The 16,447-nt window shown below is 59.5% G+C and carries 15 protein-coding genes; 8 read left to right on the top strand and 7 right to left on the bottom strand.

Features of this window, described 5'->3' with window-relative positions:
• Positions 1-5: 5 nt before the first annotated feature.
• The 3 genes from NX784_RS18440 to NX784_RS18450 form a co-directional block, all read right to left on the bottom strand.
• Positions 6-1,391 carry a radical SAM/SPASM domain-containing protein gene (locus tag NX784_RS18440; RefSeq protein WP_258818159.1) on the bottom strand — a complete coding sequence of 462 codons (1,386 nt, stop codon included), beginning with the start codon at positions 1,389-1,391 and terminating at the stop codon, positions 6-8.
• A gap of 74 nt (positions 1,392-1,465) precedes the next feature.
• Positions 1,466-1,642, bottom strand: a complete 177-nt coding sequence (locus tag NX784_RS18445; protein WP_258818160.1) for a hypothetical protein — start codon at positions 1,640-1,642, stop codon at positions 1,466-1,468.
• A gap of 584 nt (positions 1,643-2,226) precedes the next feature.
• The gene (locus NX784_RS18450) at positions 2,227-2,391 is read right to left on the bottom strand and encodes a hypothetical protein (RefSeq protein WP_258818161.1); all 165 of its coding nucleotides are present in this window, start codon (positions 2,389-2,391) and stop codon (positions 2,227-2,229) included.
• Positions 2,392-2,979: 588 nt separating this feature from the next.
• Here NX784_RS18450 and NX784_RS18455 point away from each other — a divergent pair.
• Together NX784_RS18455 and NX784_RS18460 are read left to right on the top strand one after the other, a co-directional pair.
• Positions 2,980-3,633 carry a hypothetical protein gene (locus NX784_RS18455; protein WP_258818162.1) on the top strand — a complete coding sequence of 218 codons (654 nt, stop codon included), beginning with the start codon at positions 2,980-2,982 and terminating at the stop codon, positions 3,631-3,633.
• 394 nt (positions 3,634-4,027) lie between these two features.
• On the top strand, positions 4,028-4,261 hold the full coding sequence (locus NX784_RS18460) for a response regulator transcription factor (protein WP_258818163.1): 234 nt from the start codon (positions 4,028-4,030) through the stop codon (positions 4,259-4,261).
• Positions 4,262-4,621: 360 nt separating this feature from the next.
• Here the strand turns inward: NX784_RS18460 and NX784_RS18465 are convergent, their stop codons facing one another.
• On the bottom strand, positions 4,622-5,098 hold the full coding sequence (locus NX784_RS18465; RefSeq protein WP_258818164.1) for a hypothetical protein: 477 nt from the start codon (positions 5,096-5,098) through the stop codon (positions 4,622-4,624).
• 127 nt (positions 5,099-5,225) lie between these two features.
• On the opposite strand from NX784_RS18465, the gene NX784_RS18470 reads away from it, so the two are divergent.
• Complete coding sequence (locus NX784_RS18470) at positions 5,226-6,539, top strand: dicarboxylate/amino acid:cation symporter (protein ID WP_258818165.1); 1,314 nt, start codon at positions 5,226-5,228, stop codon at positions 6,537-6,539.
• A gap of 522 nt (positions 6,540-7,061) precedes the next feature.
• On the opposite strand, the gene NX784_RS18475 is transcribed toward NX784_RS18470, so the two are convergent.
• The 3 genes from NX784_RS18475 to NX784_RS18485 form a co-directional block, all read right to left on the bottom strand.
• Positions 7,062-8,069 carry a porin gene (locus NX784_RS18475; protein WP_258818166.1) on the bottom strand — a complete coding sequence of 336 codons (1,008 nt, stop codon included), beginning with the start codon at positions 8,067-8,069 and terminating at the stop codon, positions 7,062-7,064.
• 23 nt (positions 8,070-8,092) lie between these two features.
• Positions 8,093-9,508, bottom strand: coding sequence for an aspartate ammonia-lyase (locus NX784_RS18480; protein ID WP_258818167.1), 1,416 nt, complete (start codon positions 9,506-9,508; stop codon positions 8,093-8,095).
• Positions 9,509-9,573: 65 nt separating this feature from the next.
• Positions 9,574-9,828, bottom strand: coding sequence for a hypothetical protein (locus NX784_RS18485; RefSeq protein ID WP_258818168.1), 255 nt, complete (start codon positions 9,826-9,828; stop codon positions 9,574-9,576).
• 39 nt (positions 9,829-9,867) lie between these two features.
• Between NX784_RS18485 and NX784_RS18490 the strand changes: the two genes are divergently transcribed.
• The 5 genes from NX784_RS18490 to NX784_RS18510 all read left to right on the top strand — a co-directional run bounded on the left by NX784_RS18490 (position 9,868) and on the right by NX784_RS18510 (position 16,421).
• On the top strand, positions 9,868-10,500 hold the full coding sequence (locus NX784_RS18490) for a response regulator (RefSeq protein ID WP_258818169.1): 633 nt from the start codon (positions 9,868-9,870) through the stop codon (positions 10,498-10,500).
• Complete coding sequence (locus tag NX784_RS18495; protein WP_258818170.1) at positions 10,484-11,758, top strand: ATP-binding response regulator; 1,275 nt, start codon at positions 10,484-10,486, stop codon at positions 11,756-11,758. The genes NX784_RS18490 and NX784_RS18495 overlap by 17 nt, the downstream gene beginning before the upstream one ends.
• Before the next feature lie 138 nt (positions 11,759-11,896).
• Entirely contained in the window at positions 11,897-14,071 is a 2,175-nt protein-coding gene (locus NX784_RS18500; RefSeq protein ID WP_258818171.1) for a putative bifunctional diguanylate cyclase/phosphodiesterase, read from the top strand.
• Positions 14,072-14,113: 42 nt separating this feature from the next.
• Positions 14,114-15,745: a methyl-accepting chemotaxis protein gene (locus tag NX784_RS18505; protein ID WP_258818172.1), complete on the top strand. Its 1,632-nt coding sequence runs from the start codon at positions 14,114-14,116 to the stop codon at positions 15,743-15,745.
• A 43-nt stretch (positions 15,746-15,788) separates the two neighbouring features.
• Positions 15,789-16,421 carry a response regulator gene (locus NX784_RS18510; RefSeq protein ID WP_258818173.1) on the top strand — a complete coding sequence of 211 codons (633 nt, stop codon included), beginning with the start codon at positions 15,789-15,791 and terminating at the stop codon, positions 16,419-16,421.
• Positions 16,422-16,447: the final 26 nt, after the last annotated feature.

Below are 16,447 nucleotides of genomic sequence, written 5' to 3' on the forward strand. Positions count from 1 at the left end.
CCGTCTTATTCAAAAGCCATTGATTTCAATCGCTCACCAAAACCCGCGTCCTTCTTGATTAAATAATTCATGACGATCCGGTCTTGGATATTTGCTTTGAACGGCGGACAAGCGACTTGGCCCGAATACCACTGCTTAGGGCATGCGCCGCCGCAAACAGGAAACAAATTGCATGATTTGCAAGGGGCGACTTCCCCTTTAATGTCCTCGAACCAGTTTTTCGTTACGGCATTGAGGTTACGTTCTGTATCGATCGTATCCAGGTGGCCGATCCGGTACTCCGGACCTTCGTAGGTCGGCGTATAAGGGAACTCATAGCACGGGAAAACGTTCCCTTTGACATCGTAGACCTCGCTATCCCGTTTCACGACCATGCAGGGACTTGTACTGCGCCGCGGTAGTACGTTCGGCTGGCGGAAGCCCTTTTTCATGGCATAAAGCATCCACTCGATTTCGGCAGCGGCGAAGTCAGCCTTGCTCAGCCCAGTCTGGTCGGCACCATTTCCGCCCCAATCAAAAACCGGAGAAAACTGGATCAATACGCCTCGTTCCTGGACGCCAAAGTGCGCCAACCTGTCGATCAATTTATAGATCGTTTTGGCGCTCGTACTGGTGACATTCACCCTGATGCCAATCGTGCACTTGCGCTCCACGAATTCCGGCAAACTGGCGACGTTAACGATATTCTGAAAGATAATATCGAACGTTTTTTTACCCTCTTTGGTCATCCTTTGCAGGTCGTGCGTTGCGCCGATGCCATCGAGAGTAATCTGGAAGCTTTTGACTCTGCGCTCTGCCAGCTTTTCGAAAACGGCCGGCTTGAAGCTCAAGCCGTTGGTGATCATTCCTGCAGAGTACTTTATTTTATGACTGTCGCAGTGCTCAATGAGGCGGTCACTCATTGTTAGAATTTCGCTGTAGGCCATCAGCGGTTCGGCACCGAACCATTTGACCCCAAGGCTCTCGTATGCACCGTTTTTCAAATTGGAAACGATGCGATTGAACATCTTGTCGCTCATTTCGGCGTCGACGTTCTTCTTCGAATGCACTTGCCCGCAATAGTTGCAGCCGAGCTGGCAATTTGCGGTTGGCATGATCGTCACATCAAGGGAGCGGGAGTCCTCGACTGCCAATACATTCCGTCGCAACACCTCAGCAAACTCATCCTCGTCTTTCCGAACGATGACTTCGGCATGGATCAGGGAAATCAGGTGCTGGTTGGTAAGCTGCGAAAAGTCGCCCCTGCTGATCGCCTGAAGTATTCTGTCTTTAATCGTGATCGTCTTACCGGTCCGGGTTGAATAGAGCAAGCGAGACGGGTCCGAAGATTCGTTTTCGTCGATTAAATCGGTCAGAACGACATATCTGGAGAGCTGATACTGGGTTGTCATGAATGAGTCCACGAATGTTTGATAAAGACAGGGAGCGCGGCTTGGAAGCCTCGCTCCTTGAAGCTTATTTTCCGTTACTCTTCAAACACGTGCATGGTGCCGCACATAGCGCCGCAACCGCCGGCAACCTCATCGAGATCCGAATCCGTCAACATGACGTCTTGTTGTTTCTCATCAAGTTTACCTCCAGCCTTCAGACCTTTAACCAGGGCTTCCTTGATCTTTTCGCTATTTAGTTTTTCATTGCTCATGATATTTCCTATAAGATGTGCTTAATTATCTAGTAGTTTTGAGACGTCAAGATACGGTTCGGTCTTTTGTATTACTTCATGCGGCAGATGTTGTTAACTTTATTTCGGATGGCCTGGATACATAAGCCCGACAAATGTAGGGGCGACAAATGTAGGGGTGGCGCAGCGTAATAGGAAGAATGTGCAAAAAAATATGCGGTAAATGGTTGCCCTGGCGGTTTCGCGCCGATCAATGGGCCCCGATAGGTTCTCGGATACCGGTGAAAATGCTCAGTTAGCGGCAAAAATCCACAAATCAGTGACATAATTTGTATGGCTGTGTTCGGTCCGCGGCATGCGGCATGCGGTGTACGGACGGGTAGCGTTGGAAACAAGGCGGTCCGGGTTGATTCTTCTTTATTGATTACGTGCCCGATGTGTCGCGACGGTTAAACGAATAAATCTACGCGTGAAACAGTTTTCTAAAAAGCTTCTTGTTTGCGCTCGGCCAACCGGTGTCTGCATTAGCCGAGCACAAACAACGGCAATACAAGCGAGGAGCGTACTCGGCCAGACATCCGTCCGATGAGCTGCCCTGTTTGCTGTTACTCTGCCGCCGCCAAGTTCATGGTGCCGCACATTGCGGCACAGCCGCCGGCGATTTCATCCAGATCGGAATCCGTCAGAACCACGTCGTCTTTTTTGCTATCCTGAGCTTCTGCAGGGGTGATGGAATTCGTCAAGGTTTCTTTCAGTTTTTCGTTTGTCATGCTAAGTCCTCTGGATGGATTGTTTTCTCATCTCCTAGTTTAAAGACTTCAAGATACCGTTCGGTCTCTGGAAACTGCATGGCTTGCGCACCTGATGAGGTGGCTTGATTACAGCTGCTCTGCTTTTAACAGATCACTCTGCCAGCCCGGTTTTTGGTATCGCGACGGTGTCCGGTTGTTTGCAACTCTATTTCTATTCACGAGCAGCGTTAAGCCCGACTGATGTAGGGGCGACAGATGTAGGGCGACAGATGTAGGGCCGACAAATGTAGGGCCTACAGTTGTAGGGTGTATAGACATGGGCTCAATGGAGGTAATCTCTACGACGTAAGTTCTACAGACATCGGGCGATAGATCGAGAGCCGAGAGTCGTGTCGCCATCTCGGCGCTGCAAATATCCTTATCAGCTAATTTTGGTAGTGCAGGTTCGCGCAGTTACCGCGTTCACGAGAAATCGTCGACGGCACAGCTTATTATTCGTACGGGCTTGTAAACGTGTTTATCTGCGTGGCGCAGGTTGAAAATTTATGAATGCCAATATATAATATTTCGTTTCTATCAATTTTCTATTTTTAAAAGAGGTTTTAAATGCATTTTGAAACGCCTTCGAAAGTCGTCAAATCATTCAAGGAATTCCTCTCCCATTACGCCATGATTGTGTTGTCAATTCTGACAGCGCTTGCGCTCGAACAAATTGCGTTAAGTACTCACCACCAAGCGGAAGCGAGTAGTGCAAAGGTGGAGATTGAGCAGGAAATTCGCGAAAATCACGCGCGGATCTCTGCGGCCTCGAAGGAGTTAGATGAAACGTTGAAAGTATGGCGAGCTCTGATGGCAGATGGCGTTGTGCAGCTGAAGGCCCATAATGCCTCCAGTTCCGAGCGGCTTAATTTGTTGCGTAAGGCGGCAAGTTACTACAGAGATGGACTGCCGTCGTTGCGCACCAATGCGTGGGATGCCGCGATTGCGAGCCAATCCGTCAACTATCTTAATCAGTCCGATCTCAGGAGGTATTCCGAGTTATATTCCACCCAAAAATTTGTATCGCAGACCGTTTTGAATCTTGCGCTGGACGGCACGATCCAGAATATGGCTGATATGACGCTAGCGCTTAACACCGAGAACGTTGATCCGCTGGAGGCTGTCCGTATCTTAAATTGGCGGGTCCGAACGTTATCGATGATTCAGTCCAACCTGGCGCAACTCGATGCCGCGTTGAACAAGGCTTCCTCGGTGAAATAGCCGTTATTGTTGGGCATCATGTCTGTGGCGGACATTGGCGCTGGGCGGCATAGCTCGAGCAACAAGTTCCGAGCGGACCATGAAACAGTCGACGGTCGCTCAGGCCGGTGAATTTTGATTATTTCGGGGACCCGCCCATCAGAATCCTCTCGAAAATTCGCTAAAATCCGTATCCCGTTTGAAGTGATAATTCTCTCGAAAAATCACTGGGTGTGTAGGAGTTTTCCTATTTTTAACGGTATCGTTGACAGGGTTGTACTAGACAAAATATTATCGTTCGCGTATGCATGGCGTAAGCGGTACGCAGCTACGTTGCAGTTGGATGAGAAAATCGTCAATGCCGTCGATCTTGACGGTAACCGATTCATATAAGAAAAAAGCGAGAGACTTTTGAATGAGCAATACATTTACGCAGAGGGAGCTCGAGATTTTAAGGCTTCTTGCGAACGGAAAACAGAACAAGAGCATCGCGAGGGAGCTCGGAATTAGTCCGTTTACTGTTCGAGATCATTTAAGCGCTATCTTTAAAAAAACTGGCGTGGCGTCGCGTTTCGAGCTTGGCTTACTAGCGGTTCGTGGCGGTTACAGCGTGGATAGTCGTGAGGATAAGTCTCTTCTGGATTTGTGAGGAAGCATCCGCGCCACCCGTTGATCAGCGCTGTTTCACCGGTCAGCGACATGCGCCTCTCTCCGCGTCGCAGAGAAAACCGGCGTTGTCGAACCACTGCATGCGACGGCAGAGGCAATTGCTGGCAACCTACCACGAGCCGGCTGCGGACAGCGGGAAGACTGTGCCATTTGTCTTTGCGGAAGGGCGCGGTTCTCTTGAAATCGTCGTAAGCGCTGCGCCAGCCGCATGCCGGGTTGGCGATGCAGTTGTTATCTATAAGCATAAGCGCGATTGGAGCTGTGCCCATCGACGCCACACGCTCGGAATTTCGTCAACCGGTTGCATGCTTCGTTCCCTCACTGAAGCATTTATACAATTTCAGCCGTTCGACACAGTGCGAAAACTGGTTCGTAGGCATTGTTGACGGTCCCAGGCTCCGCCGCGAATATACGGAAACAAGAACGTGCTGAACCCGACCGTCGTTGGCTCAGCGAATTGTCGCCCATAACTGCCCGAAGACCTCTCCGGCATCCCTGGGCTGGGCCAGGACCAAGGCCCCGTCACCGATGACGACGCGAAGTTGTCGGCGTACGCTCCGGCAGAGAGCCTGAACATGCCCCTGGCGAGGCCGTCGCGGTCTGCCGAGACGTCGATCGTCGTCGAGCAGGCCAGATCCCCGGTATTTCCCGAATAGTCGGCGACCTGGGCGCCAACGCCCGTGACGCTCTGGATGTCTTTTCCATTTCTCCATGCGCGGCAGACCCGGATCGGCTTGAACGGCAATAACGGGAACGCACGAACTGTAGCGGCATGCGCGATGATCTTTACGCTTATGCCGATTGCGAATAGCTCCATACCGAACTCGCATGAACGCCCTGTCTCGTCCACCTACACTCGATTACCCTGCGGCCATTCGTGTCACCGATATCGGCTCGCTCGTTGGGGACATTGATTAATAGGGAAACGGCTGAAGGAGAAGAAGATGAGACGCATCGGTTTAACAACTTGGATTATGGTGGGGATGATGCTGGGTGTGGCTGCCGGGGCAGCCATCCACACCGGGGCATTGCCCGCCGAAGCAAAGCAGATTGCAGGGTATTTCAACATTGTGACGGACGTCTTTCTACGTCTGATCAAGATGATCATTGCCCCGCTGGTGTTTGCGACGCTGGTATCCGGCATCGCAGGCATGGATGACGGCAAGGCCCTGGGCCGCGTGGGTTTCAAGGCATTCGGGTGGTTTGTTTCCGCTTCGCTGATCTCGCTGTCGTTGGGACTGTTCTTCTCGAACTTGCTCGAACCCGGCAAGTCGCTCGGCTTGGCGCTTCCCGCAGCAGATTCGGCAACAAAGCTGGCCACCGCAAGTTTCACCGTCCAGGAGTTTGTGACACACCTCGTACCGAAAAGCATTTTCGAGGCAATGGCAGGCAATCAGATTCTTCAGATCCTGGTGTTCTCCCTGTTTTTCGGTTGCGCGGCGACCGCGGCCAAGCCAGGCGGTGCGACCACGGTCGTGAAGTTTACCGAGGAGTTAGCGCAAATCATGCTGACGTTGACCGGGTATGTCATGCGCGTGGCTCCGTTCGCGGTGTTTGCTGCGCTGGCCTCCGCCATTACGGTCCAGGGATTGGACGTATTGGGCACGTATGGCAAGCTGCTCGGCAGTTTCTTCCTGGCCTTGGCCACGCTGTGGGTGGTCTTGATCGCAGCCGGTTTCCTGTTCCTGGGGCCGAAGGTATTCACCCTCATCAAATTGCTGCGCCAGCCCTTCCTGCTCGGCTTTTCGACTGCCAGCAGCGAGTCGGCCTATCCCAAGCTGATGGAACAGCTGGAAAAATTCGGCGTCAGCAATAAGATAACGAGCCTTGTCCTGCCACTGGGTTACTCGTTCAATCTGGACGGATCGATGATGTATCAGGCATTCGCCGCGCTGTTCGTGGCGCAGGCGTATGGGATCGACATGCCGTTCTCCCAACAGTTGACGATGCTCCTGGTCTTGATGATCAGTAGCAAAGGGATGGCGGGCGTCCCGCGCGGTTCCCTCGTCGTCGTGGCAGCGGTATTGCCCATGTTTGGACTGCCCGAGGCTGGCATCCTCCTGATCATGGGGATCGATCAGATCATGGACATGGCCCGTACCGGCACCAATGTGCTCGGCAACGGTATCGCTACCGCGGTGGTCGGAAAGTGGGAGGGCGCAGTGGTACCTGCCAACGCGCCGGGGTCCGTGCAGGCGCCGAAATCCGGTCATTCATATGGGTCGTCGGAAGTGTCTCAGGCCGCCGAATCCAGATAAGCAAGAGAGCGCCGGCATCGCGCATGCGCGACACCGGCGCTTTGGTTCTCTTTCCCTCCGAGCCTGACAGCGATACGTCGCTTATCGATGTCGAGCTTCGCCAGCCTCACCATATCCCCGTTCAGACAATCCTCGAGCCTTGCTTCCCGCTCGTAGCCGCGCGCACGTGATCGGACGGCCCGGTGCCGGCGTGGACGTCGCCGCATACGAATGGTTCCGACGCCGACTGCACCAATGCCTGGCGGTGCCCGCTTGTCCAGCATGAAGGTGTTCATTGCGGCCCGCACGCGGGGTACGGTACCCGTCCGATCGGATGGCTTACACGGGAGAGACTTCAGCAGGCGAGTGCCCTGCAGGGCAGTGTCGCCATCGGTATCATCAGGGGGAATCGATGCGGCGCTCGGATTGCGCGCAACCGAGGGCGCTACGGAAGAGGGGGGAGGAAGCTCTGCAGGTCGTCGACCTGGTTTGGGTGGCCCTCGACCGCTCGCGACGATGCGGTCGAGGGCGTGTCACGCCGCTTTAGAAATTATGTCGAATGCCAAGGTTGGTAGCAGTGTTACCCGACCCGACATCCGTGCCGTTCCCGACAGTGAACTTTGTGGCGCTGTGGTTATTGATGTGCGCGTATGCAGCGTACAGCTCGGTGCGCTTCGACAAGCTGTACACATAGGCGATGCCGTACTGCTGCGCCGTACCCGAGACAGGAACGCGGTCATGGTGAACGATCACTGAACCGAGCAATTTATGCCGTCCGAAAGGAACGGTAACGCCGAGCAGACTGTCATTGCTGCGGGCCGCGCCAAAGCCGAGATTTTGCGCATGCGCCACGCTGACCGCCACCGTATCCAGGTTGACCTTCGCGACGAACAGCGAATTGCTGGTATGGTCTTTCATGGTGGTTTGTTCGCGCCGGTGTTCCACGGCATACAGGCTGACGATGCCGTGCGTATAGGCGAGTGCGGTGCTGATCGTGCTGCCAAGGCTCGAGTCACCGGCGATCTCGCCCGCGCCATACCCGATATCCGCCGACCAGTCGCCAACCCGTGGACTCTGGTATTCCACCATATTGTTGACGCGCGTGTTCCCGGCCATGATATTGAGCGAATTGCCTGCAAAGCCAATGCCGAACGGGTCTGCGACGTCACGCATGACTTTGTAATACGGCGAATATTGGCGGCCGGCTGTGAGCGTACCCGCCGCACCGGAGAGCCCGACGTACGCCTGGCGACCAAACAGCAGTCCGCCTTGCCCGGCGGTTCCGGTGTCGATGTTGTAGCCATTTTCAAGCAGGAAAATGGCGGCGTTTCCGTCCCCGAGGTCTTCCTTGCCTTTGATGCCGAGACGGTTTCCCGCCGAAACGCCACTGCTGATGTTCGTGGCATTCCCGGTTGGCGTGCCTCGCTCGAGCACGAGGCCGGCATCCGCGACACCGTAGACGGAGATGTTCGTCTGGGCGTGGACGGATGGGAAGGCTGTGCTGAGTACTACGAGGCCGGCGGACAGACGCATGCGCGCACTGTTGTTCATGATGTCTCCTGTGAGTGGTTGGATTAAGCGGTTGCTACGGATCGTGGGCGGGTCAGGCTCGCCGGATGGAGCGCCTGGTCGAGTTCGGCTGAGGTCAGGAGCTCGCTGTCGAGTACCAATTGGCGGATGCTGCGGCCGGTGACGAGGGCGTCGCGGGCCAGTCGAGTGGCGGCTTCATACCCGATGTAGGGGTTCAGCGCGGTCACCAGGCCTATCGAGTTGTCCAGGTTCGCCTGCAGTTGATCGGCATTGGCGGTAATGCCGTCGACGCAGCGCGTGGCGAGAACACGGCAGCCGGCCGCAAGCTGGGAAATACTGTTGTGCAGCGCGTGAGCAATGATCGGTTCGAAGGCGTTCAGCTGGAGCTGACCGCCTTCGGCGGCAAAACTGATCGTGACGTCGTTGCCGAGTACGGCAAACGCGATCTGGTTGACGGTTTCGGGAATCACCGGGTTCACCTTGCCGGGCATGATGCTGGAGCCGGCCTGCATGGGCGGCAAGTTGATTTCGCCGAAACCGCAGCGCGGGCCGCTCGACAGCAGCCGCAGGTCATTGCAGATCTTGGAGAGTCGCAGTGCAAAGCGCTTGAGGCTGCCGGACAGCTGCACGAAGACGCCGACATCCTGCGTCGCGGCGATCAGGTCAGGGGCCGTCGTCAACGCCACGCCGGTCACGTCGGACAACGCGGCGCAGGCGAGGCGCGCATAGTCGGGGTGGCAGTTGATGCCGGTGCCGATCGCCGTTCCGCCCAGGCTGATCTCGCGTAATTTGGAGGCCGCCTCGATGAGCGATGCCTTGTCTTCCGCGAGCATCGCGGCGAAGGTGCCGAATTCCTGCCCCAAGGTCATCGGCACCGCGTCCTGCAACTGCGTCCGTCCCATTTTGACCACATCGGTAAATTCAGCGGCGCGGGCCGAAAACGACGAACGGAGCGTGTCGATCGCATCGAGCAGGTCCTGTACTTGGGCAAAGGCTGCCAGTCGAAGGGCTGTCGGGTACACGTCATTCGTGCTTTGGCCGAGATTGACGTGTTCGTTGGGGTGCAGGAACTCGTACGCGCCGCGCCGGTATCCCATCAACTCCAGTGCGCGGTTGGCGATCACCTCGTTCGCATTCATGTTGGTCGACGTGCCGGCGCCGCCTTGGATTACGTCGACGACAAACTGGTCGTGCAGTCTTCCTTCACCGATCTCTTTACACGCCGCGATAATCGCGAACGCGATGTCGTCGTCCAGCAAGCCCAGCTTGTGGTTCGCGTCGGCCGCTGCCAGCTTCACGGCGGCAAGCGCCTTGACCAGCGCGGGGTATTGGCCAATGCGGATGCCGCTGATGGGGAAGTTCTCCATTGCGCGCAGGGTGTGGACGCCATAGTAGGCATCGCTTTGAACAGCACGTTCGCCGAGAAGGTCCTTCTCGATTCGATGGCGGGTGGTTGACATGCGGATCCCTATATTGAACTCGTCGGAAATCGACGAATTCATTCTATGTAGGTCATCATTGCCAACTATTCCGATGCGGCATAGATAGATGCATTTAAGGAATTATCCATGTCATCGGTCACGATGCAGCGATCGGGAACCCATGCCGGCACCCGGCCCGCAATGCGGTTTTTGCTCGGAAAGCGAATAAACGAATACATCGTTTCATTTGCGGGAGCGCGTCCGTGACGGATTGGATCGGTCGAGACGGGTTCGGCAATCAATGTGGTTTCCCGGTCGAGAATCGATGCGGTGCCGCAAGGGGTTGTTCGCAAATTCATCAATTTGAACTACAATCCCTACGACTCCGGAGAGAATCGATGATTCGAGTTCTGTTGGCCGACGATCATGCGATCGTCCGAAGCGGCGTGAAGCAGTTGTTGCAGATCGCAGGCGATATCGAAGTGACGGCGGAAGCCATCAACGGCGCCCAGGTGCTGCAAGCGCTGCGCGCCGAGCAGTTCGACCTCATCCTGCTGGACATGGGCATGCCCGGCATCAGCGGCGTCGATCTCATTTCGCGCATCCGCCGCCACGACATCACGGTGCCGATCCTCGTCCTCAGCATGCTCAACGAGGCCCAGGCCGTCAGGCGGGCTTTCGCCTCGGGCGCCAATGGTTATGTCACGAAGGACAACGAGCCGGAAGTCCTCCTCGCGGCGATCCGCAAGACGGCGGCGGGCCACCGCTTCATCGACCCGCTCCTGGTCGACGAGATGGTATTCGGAAAAGCGGAGTCCGATACGCAGCCGGCCCACGAGCTCCTGTCCGACCGCGAATTCCACATCTTCAGGCTGCTGGCGCACGGCAAGAGCGTCAACGATATTGCCGACGAGCTCGCGATCAGCAACAAGACCGTCAGCACGCACAAGGCACGCCTGATGCAGAAAATGAACTTCAGCTCCAACGCGGAATTGGTGCGCTACGGTGTCCAGCATGGCCTCGTCGAATGACGCGGGCCTGACCTTGCGCGCGCGCGACGGCCTGATCCTGGTCGTCGACGATACGGTCGCGAACCTGCAGATCCTCGCCGACTTCCTCGTCGACTGCGGCTACCGGGTGCTGGTCGCGCAGGAAGGCGAAGAGGCGCTGGAGCGGGCGGCGCTCGCGTTGCCGGACCTGATCCTGCTCGACGTGATGCTGCCCGACACGGACGGTTTCGACGTCTGCCGGCGCCTGAAGCAGCAGAGCGCGACGTGCGACATTCCCGTCGTCTTCATGACGGCGCTCGTCGAGGTCGAGCACAAGCTGATGGGGTTCGCGGCCGGCGGCATCGATTACGTGACCAAGCCGTTGCAACTGGCGGAAGTGCTGGCACGGATCGACACGCACATGCGGCTGCGCTGGCTGCAAAAACAGCTGGAAGACAAGAATGCCGAGCTCCAGCGCTCGCACGACGAGCTCGAATGCCGGGTTGCGGAACGGACGGCGGAACTGAGCGAAGCCAATCGTTGCCTGCGGCTCGAGATCGAGGAACGGCGGCAGGCCGAGGAGCGGCTTGCGCGGAATGTCACGGCGCTGCAAGAGGCCGAGCAGAATCTGCGCGAACTCGCCGCGCGCCAGCACACGGCGCGCGAGGAAGAGCGCAAGCACATCGCGCGCGAACTGCACGACGAACTCGGCCAGTTCCTGACGGCGTTGCGCATGAGCGTGTCGCTGTTGCGCGTGCGGTTCGGCCAGGACAACCCGGCGCTGACGGAACACGCGAAAAGCATGACGCAACTCGTCGACCGGAATATCCAGGTCGTCCGCAACGTGGCCGCGTCGTTGCGCCCCGCCGCGCTCGACATGGGCATCCAGCCGGCGCTGGAGTGGCTGGTCGACGAGTTCCGCCGGCATGCCGGCAGCGCGGCCACGTTGCTCGTCGTGGAGGACAACATCGTCCTGGACGACGACAGCCAGACGGCCATCTTCCGCATCGTGCAGGAGTCGCTGACCAACGTGGCGCGCCACGCCGAGGCCAGCGACGTGACGGTGACCCTGGACAGCGACGATGCGTATTGCCAGGTGACCGTGCAGGACGACGGCGTGGGCTTCGACCCCGGCCAGGTCGGCAAGTCGTCGCTGGGCCTCGTCGGCATGCGGGAGCGGGTGCTGATGGTCGGCGGCGCGATCGATATCGACAGTGCGCGGGGCAGGGGAACGACCGTGGTGGTCCGCGTACCGCTCGGCGCCCCGTCCGCGCACGAGGCGCAAGCCCAGCCCGACTGATTGCGTCCTGTAGGGCGATCCCTACCCCTGTATTTACCCCCGCCTGACCCAAGAATCAAGATTGCCTGATGGCAGCCCGTTGTTGCGCGTAGCAAGATATGCCCTGGCTGGTTCTTCATGGATCGAACGAGGGATGAAATGACGCAGCAGGACTCACTACCAGGCGAACAGGACGATCGCGCAGCGGAGGCGGTTGCCGTGGCATGCCTGGACGGGACGGCACGCGAACCCGGCGCACGCACGCACGCACGCCCGATGCGCACGCGCGAAGACGAGATGCGTGCTCTGGTCGAGCAGTTGCCGGACGCGGTGGCCCGCCACGATCCCGCGACCCGCATCGTGTACGCCAACCCGGCCTGGACCCGGCTCATCGGTTGTGCGGAGGCCGTGCCGGGCCGGCGTATCGGCGAGGTCGCGCCGGGGTCGACCGCCGTGGCGCGCTACCAACGCGCGCTCGATCAGGCGGCCGCGTCCGGCGAGCCCGCCGAACTCGACTTCATCGGCGCCGCGGGCGGGCGTGCGGCGGCGCGGCTGCGCATCGTCCCGGAAGCGGCCGCCGACGGCACCTTGCTCGGCCTGATGGTGTTCGGCCGCGACCTGGCGCCGCAACACGAACTGGAGGACGAATTGCTGCAATGTTCGGCGGAGTTGCGCGAACTCGTCGAACATGCGCCCGTCAACGTTGCGCACTACGATGCGGGGTGCCGCCGCGTCTACGCGAACGCGCGGTTGATCGCGGCGCTGGGCGGCGATGCGGCGGAGGTGTTGGGGAAAACGCCCGCGGAATCGCCGGGAGGGCCCAGGGCGTCGATGTTCATGCAGGTCTTGCGCGACGTGCTCGAGCGCGGCGACGTGCGCGAGGTCGACATGCGCTGGCACGTGGCGGGCGAGGAGGTCTGCGACCTGGTGCGCGTGAGTCCCCAGTTCGATGGTGCGGGCCGGATCACGCACGTGCTGGCGGTCGGACGCGACGTGACGGAACTGGGCCGCTACCGCAGGCAGGTGCATCTCCAGGCCTTCTACGATCCCCTGACCGCGCTGCCCAACCGCCTGCTGTTGGGCGACCGGATCTCCCAGGCCATCGCCGATGCCCAGTATCACGGCCACGAGTTCGCCCTGCTGCTGCTCGACCTGGACCACTTCAAGAACGTCAACGACAGCCTCGGACACACGATGGGCGACCGCTTGCTGTGCGCGGTGGCGAAGCGCGTCCAGGATTGCGTCCGCACGCTCGATACGGTGGCCCGGCTCGGCGGCGACGAATTCGCGATCCTGCTGCCGGACGTGCGCGGCGTGGACGACGCGGCGGCAGTCGCCGACAAGATGCTCCGGTTCCTGGCGGAACCGTTCCTGATCGACGGCCGCGAATTATTCGTCACCGGCAGCATCGGCATCGCCCTGTTTCCCGTCGATGGGGGCGAAGTCGAGTCGCTGCTCAAGTTCGCCGATGCCGCGATGTACCACGGCAAGCGCGCGGGGCGCAACAATTTCCAGTTTTATGCGCGCGAGTTCACCGCGCGTTCGCTCGAACGGATGGACAAGGAACTGGCGCTGCGCAAGGCCCTGAAAAACGGCGAGCTGGAGGTGTATTACCAACCGCAGATCGACCTGCAGACGGGTCTGCTGATCGGGGCCGAGGCGTTGCTACGCTGGCGCCGTCCTGGCCTCGGGCTGATCGAGCCGGACGACTTCATCCCGATTGCCGAGGAATCCGGATTGATCGTGGAGATCGGCGAGTGGGTGCTGTCCGTTGCGTGCGAGGCCGTCGTGCGGTGGAACGCGCGGCGCAGCAGGCCTCTCAAGATTGCCGTGAACCTGTCGCCGCGCCAATTCGTGCGTAACGAACTGGTCGACACGGTGGCCCGCATTCTCGCGGACACCGGCTGCAAGCCGGCGTGGCTGGACCTGGAAATCACCGAGAACCTGCTGCTGGAAGACAGCGAGCGGACCGTGGCTATGCTGGCCGCGCTGGACGCGATGGGCGCGTCCATTTCGATTGACGATTTCGGAACAGGCTATTCGGCGCTGAGCTACCTCCACCGTTTTCCCGTCAGCCACCTCAAGATCGATCGTACGTTCGTCGACGGCCTCGAGGGCCAGCCCGAGAAGACCGAACTCGTCAAGGCCATGCTGTCGATCGCTGCGGCGTTGAACCTGGGATCGGTGGCCGAAGGGGTGGAAACCGCCCAGCAGGCCGCTTATCTGAAGCAGCGCGGCTGTCGCGCCGCGCAAGGGTATCTGTTCGGCAGGCCGATGCCGGTTGCCGACTTCGAAAATTTCTTGAATAAACAAACGGTGTCGCCGGCATCCTGACGGTGCGGCGGCGAAGTAGTACCTGCAACATTGGAGACTCACATGAAAAACCTGAAAATCGGCGTGCGGATGGGCATCGGCTATGCCATCGTCCTGGTCCTGCTGGCCGCGATCGCGTGGCTCGGCATCGATCGCATGGGGCAGATGCACGCGCGTCTGGAGCAGATCGTCACGGTCGACAATACCGTGTCGGCGTTGGCACGTGACATGCGCATGACGGTCGACGACAGGATGATCGCACTGCGTAACCTGGCCCTGATGGAAACGCTCGACGAAAAGCAGTCCGAGCTGCAGCGCATCCGGCGCCAGGAGCTCGCGTCTGCCGACGCGGCCGACAAGCTTGGGAAGCTGCTCGCAAGCCAGCCTGAGCTGGCGGCGACCGTCGGCCCCATCCTGATCACCATCCGGGACGACGACATCGCAGCCCGGCCTGTCATTGCCAAGGCAATCGACGTCGCGCAGCAGAACAAGCAGAAGGAGGCCACCGACGTCCTGATCAAGGAACTGCGCCCGCTTCAGTTCAAGTGGACAAAGGACTTGGCCAGGCTCGTCGAACACGCGAATATGCAGAGCGAACACAGCGCGGCGAACGCGAACGAGGCATATCAGCGGGCCCGCACCCTGTTGACGGCACTGGCGGTGCTGGCCTTCCTGGTCGGCGGCGGTTTCGCGTACGTGATCACACGTGGCATCGTGCGTCCCTTGAAGGAAGCGGTACAGGTCGCGCAGACCGTTGCCGGCGGCGATCTCACCAGCCGGATCGACGTAACGAGTCTCGACGAAACGGGCCAGTTGCTGCGGGCGTTGAAAGACATGAACGCGAGCCTCGTGAACATCGTCAGGGAAGTCAGGGGCGGCACCGACACGATCGCGTCGGCATCGCAGCAGATCGCCAGCGGCAACGCCGACCTGTCGTCGCGCACGGAAGAGCAGGCGAGCTCGCTGGAAGAGACGGCGTCGGCGATGGAGGAACTGACGTCGACGGTGCGGCAAAACGCCGACAACGCGCTGCGGGCCAGCCGGCTGGCCGTAACCGCATCCGACGTCGCGCGGCAGGGCGGCAACGTGGTGGAGGAAGTGGTCGGCACGATGAGTTCCATCAACGAGTCGGCGCGCAAGATCGTCGACATCATCGGCGTCATCGACGGCATCGCGTTCCAGACCAATATTCTCGCGCTGAACGCGGCCGTGGAAGCGGCGCGCGCCGGCGCGAACGGCGCGGGGTTTGCCGTGGTGGCGACGGAGGTGCGCAACCTGGCGCAGCGCAGCGCGGTCGCCGCCAAGGACATCAAGACGCTGATCAACGATTCGGTCGACAAGGTCGATGCCGGCAGCCTCCTCGTCGGACAGGCGGGCGCGACGATGACCGAGGTCGTCGACAGCATCCGGCGCGTCACCGACATCGTGGGCGAGATCAGCACGGCCAGCCAGGAGCAGAGCGCCGGCATCGAACAAGTGACGCAGGCGGTCGCGCAGATGGAGCAGACCACCCAGCAGAACGCCGCGCTGGTGGAAGAGGCGGCGGCCGCGTCCGACTCGATGCAGGACCAGGCGCACAAGCTGGCGGACATCGTCAGCGTGTTCAAGCTGGACGGGCGGCCGGCGGCGACGGCGCCTGCGCGCACCAAGGCCAAAGGGGCGAGGCCGGTCGCGCTGAGGCATTTGCCGGCCTAGCGCCGGCGGAGGAGTCGACCATGCACGGCTTGGCGAGGAAGGGATGATCCGGATATTGATAGCGGACGATCACGCGATCGTCATCGGCGGGCTGAAGCAATTGCTGGCGCAAGTCGACGACGTCGAGGTCGCGGGCGAAGCGAACAATGGCCAGCAGGTGCTGGACGCATTGGTCCGGGACCGTTTCGACCTGGTCCTGCTGGACATGAACATGCCCGGCCCGAGCGGCATCGACCTGATTGCCCGCATCCGCTCGCTCGATGCGGATCTTCCCATCCTCGTGCTCACCATGCACAACGAAGTGCAGGTGGCACGGGGGGCGTTCAAGGCGGGCGCCGCCGGCTACCTGACCAAGGATACGGAGCCCGAAGTGCTGGTCGCGGCCATCCGCAAGACGGCGTCGGGCGGCAAGTTCATCGATCCGACGCTCGTGGACCAGTTGGTGTTCGACGCCGGCGACGGGCAGCTCGAGGCGGCGCACGACAAGTTGTCCGCGCGTGAGTTCCACGTGCTGGCCTTGCTGGCGTCGGGCAAGACCGTCAACGAGATCGCCGCCGACCTCGGCCTCAGCAGCAAGACCGTCAGCACGCACAAGGCGCGGCTGATGCTGAAGATGAATTTCAGCAGCAACGCGGATCTCGTGCGGTATGCGGTCGAGAGCGGGTTGGCGAAATAGAGTGAGGCGGACGGGTCTTTATTGAC

This window comes from Massilia pinisoli, from assembly GCF_024753285.1.
In the GTDB taxonomy this organism is placed as follows: domain Bacteria; phylum Pseudomonadota; class Gammaproteobacteria; order Burkholderiales; family Burkholderiaceae_D; genus Telluria; species Telluria pinisoli.